Genomic DNA, 3,052 nt, shown 5'->3' with positions numbered 1-3,052 from the left:
GAGCTCGCGCGCACCGGCGCCGTCGTCATGGTGCTCACCGGCGCGCCGGCGAGCACCGCGAGCGTGCGGCGCGCCGTGGTCGACACCGGCGCTGCTCAGGTCGCGGTGCTGCCCGGTTCGCCCGACGCACGCGTCGCGGCGCTGGCCGCCGCCGCTCCGGGCGCCGGGCATGCTCGGCCGAGCCGCGGGGGTCGACCCGCGATCCAGATCCACGTGCTCGACGCGGTCGACGATGCGCGCGTCGTCGCCGGGCTGGCGGCGGCCGTCGCATCGCGGTCCGCGCGGCAGATCGCCGTCGGCGCAGGCGTGCCCGTGGGCGCGGGGGAGTCGGCCGGGATCCCCGCCGAGCTCGCCGAGCTCGCCGCGATCCGCGCCGCCGTCGACGCCGTGCGCACCGCCGATGTGGACGTGTTCGACTTCGTCTCCGCGCGCGCCGCCGCCGACGAGCTGCTGGCCGCCGGCGGCGAGCTGCTCACGGTGCTGACGGGAGCGGGCGCCGACGACGCCGTCGTGCGCTCGCTGCGCGACTACCTGTCCGTGGCGTTCCCGGAGGTCGAGGTGATCGTCCTGGCGGGCGGCCAGCTGACCCCCGCCGTCCTGCTGGCCGTGGAGTGAGGCGAGGATTGCGCATGGAAAGAGTGGGGGCGCGATGAGCGCGAAGCTAGGGGACGTCGTCGGCGACCAGGTCGATCGGCTCTCGGAGCCGCTCACGAAGGTGCTTGGGCCGCGCACGTCAGGCGCGCTGGCCAAGCTCGGCCTGCACACGACCGGCGACCTGCTGCGGCACTACCCGCGGCGCCACAACGATCCCGGCAAGCTCACAGACCTATCCCGCCTGCAGTTCGGCGAGCACGTCACGGTGCTCGCCGAGGTCCGCCAGGCCACGGTCCGCCTGACGCGCAACGGCGGCGCGATGATGGTCGCGATCGTGACCGACGGCAGACAGACGCTCAACCTCACGTTCTTCGCCAAGCACAAGGGCGCCCTGCGCGGGCACGAGGACAAGCTCAAGCCGGGGCGCGTGGGGCTGTTCACCGGAACCGTTGCCAAGTACGCCGGATACCGCCAGCTGGTGCATCCGGACTACAACATCATCGGCTTGGATGTGGCGGACGAGGCCGAGGGGCTCGTCGAGGCGGGCCGCCCGATCCCGATCTACGCCGCGAGCGCCGCGATCGTGTCCTGGAAGATCCAGGCCGCCGTGCGCACGGTCCTCGACCCGCTCACCGAGGCGGACCTGCCCGACCCGATCCCGGAGCAGCTGCGGACCCGGCTGCACCTCGGCTCCCTGCGCGAGGCGCTGGGCGACGTGCACGAGCCGTACACCGCCGCGCAGGCGCGCCGGGGACAGGACAGGCTGAAGTACGAGGAGGCGTTCGTGCTGCAGGCCGCGCTGCTGCGACGGCGCGCGGAGGCCGCGGGACAGGAGGCGACCGCCCGGCCCCGGAAGCGCGGCGGACTGCTCGACGACTTCGACGCGCAGCTCCCGTTCACGCTCACCGCCGGTCAGCGCCAGGTCGGCGGCGAGCTGGCGGCCGACCTCGCCAAGGCCAGCCCGATGCAGCGACTGCTCCAGGGCGAGGTCGGTTCGGGCAAGACGGTGGTCGCGCTGCGCGCGATGCTCCAGGTGGTCGACGCCGGCGGGCAGGCAGCGCTGATGGCGCCGACGGAGGTGCTCGCCGCGCAGCACGTGCGGACGCTGCGCGCCCTGCTCGGCTCGCTTGCGCAGGGCGGGTACCTCGACGGCCCCGAGGGCGGCACGCGGGTCGCGCTGCTCACCGGCTCGCAGGGCGCGGCGGCCCGGCGGGAGAACCTGCTCGACGCCGCGTCCGGGCGCGCCGGGATCGTCGTGGGCACGCATGCGTTGTTGAGCGAGAACGTCCAGTTCGCGGACCTGGGGCTGGTCGTGGTGGACGAGCAGCACCGGTTCGGCGTCGAGCAGCGCGACACGCTCCGGGCGAAGGCCGAGGTCGCGCCGCACCTGCTCGTGATGACGGCCACGCCGATCCCGCGCACGGTCGCGATGACGGTGTTCGGGGACCTGGAGACCTCCACGCTCACCGAGGTGCCGGCCGGTCGCAGCGGGGTCGTGACGCACGTGGTGCCGGCCGACCGGGCGAACTGGATGGACCGGGCGTGGCGTCGGGTGCGCGAGGAGGTCGACGCCTTCCACCGGGTCTTCGTGGTGTGTCCGCGGATCGATCCGGACGAGCCGGGAGCCGGCGGCAAGCAGGCCGCGGGCGCCGCAGACGACGACGGCCTCGACCTGCTGGCGATCGACGACGACCCGGCCGACGACGGCGAGCGCCCGCGCCGCCCGCTGCGCGCCGTGCTCGAGGTCGCCGAGGAGCTGCGCGCGCTTCCCGCGCTCGCCGGGGTCGCCGTCGGCATCCTGCACGGCCGGCTGTCGGCCGAGGACAAGGAGCGCACCATGGCGGAGTTCGCCGCCGGGCAGATCCAGGTCCTGGTCTGCACGACCGTCATCGAGGTGGGCGTCGACGTCGCCGAGGCGACCGGCATGGTCGTGCTCGACGCCGACCGGTTCGGCATCTCCCAGCTGCACCAGCTGCGCGGGAGGGTCGGGCGCGGCACGGCCCCCGGGATCTGCCTGCTCGTCTCGGGGGAGGGTGACGGCACCGGGACCAGTCCCGCCGAGACGCGCCTTCGCACGCTCGCCGAGACGACCGACGGCTTCGTGCTCGCGGCGGTCGACCTCGAGCTGCGCCGAGAAGGCGACGTGCTCGGCGCCGCCCAGTCGGGCCTGACGAGCTCGTTGCGCCTGCTTCGCGTGACCCGCGACGCCGACCTGATCGTCCAGGCCCGCGCCGACGCCGCGCAGTACGTGAACGCCGATCCGACGCTCGCGACGTTGCCCGCCCTGCGAGCCGCGATCGACCAGCAACTCCCCGCCGAACGCGAAGAGTTCCTCGACCGAGCCTGACCCCTCCCGAACGTGTCAGCCCCAGCGCGGTCCAGGGGGCGCGTTGGGGCTGACAACTTTTGGGGTGGGGGATGTGTCAGCGGTTGCGCGGTCCAGGGACCGCGTTGGGGC

Annotated in this window: 1 protein-coding gene and 1 pseudogene; both read left to right on the top strand. The window is 74.3% G+C overall.

The window, feature by feature from the left end; all coding sequences use genetic code 11:
- Positions 1-615, top strand: a pseudogene (locus VIM26_RS24965) (hypothetical protein); the annotation flags it as partial.
- A 34-nt stretch (positions 616-649) separates the two neighbouring features.
- Positions 650-2,941, top strand: a complete 2,292-nt coding sequence (locus VIM26_RS24960) for an ATP-dependent DNA helicase RecG (RefSeq protein ID WP_331956036.1) — start codon at positions 650-652, stop codon at positions 2,939-2,941.
- The last annotated feature ends 111 nt before the right edge of the window (positions 2,942-3,052 follow it).

Origin of the sequence: Pengzhenrongella sp. (assembly GCF_036565025.1) — a bacterium.
Taxonomy (GTDB): Bacteria; Actinomycetota; Actinomycetes; order Actinomycetales; family Cellulomonadaceae; genus Pengzhenrongella.
The sequence above is the reverse complement of the archived record's forward strand: the minus strand, read 5'-3'. Positions and strand labels throughout refer to the sequence as shown.

Excerpts from the sequence above, each read along its gene's own strand:
- VIM26_RS24960 (WP_331956036.1), top strand. The coding sequence starts at position 650 with ATGAGCGCGAAGCTAGGGGACGTCGTCGGCGACCAGGTCGATCGGCTC.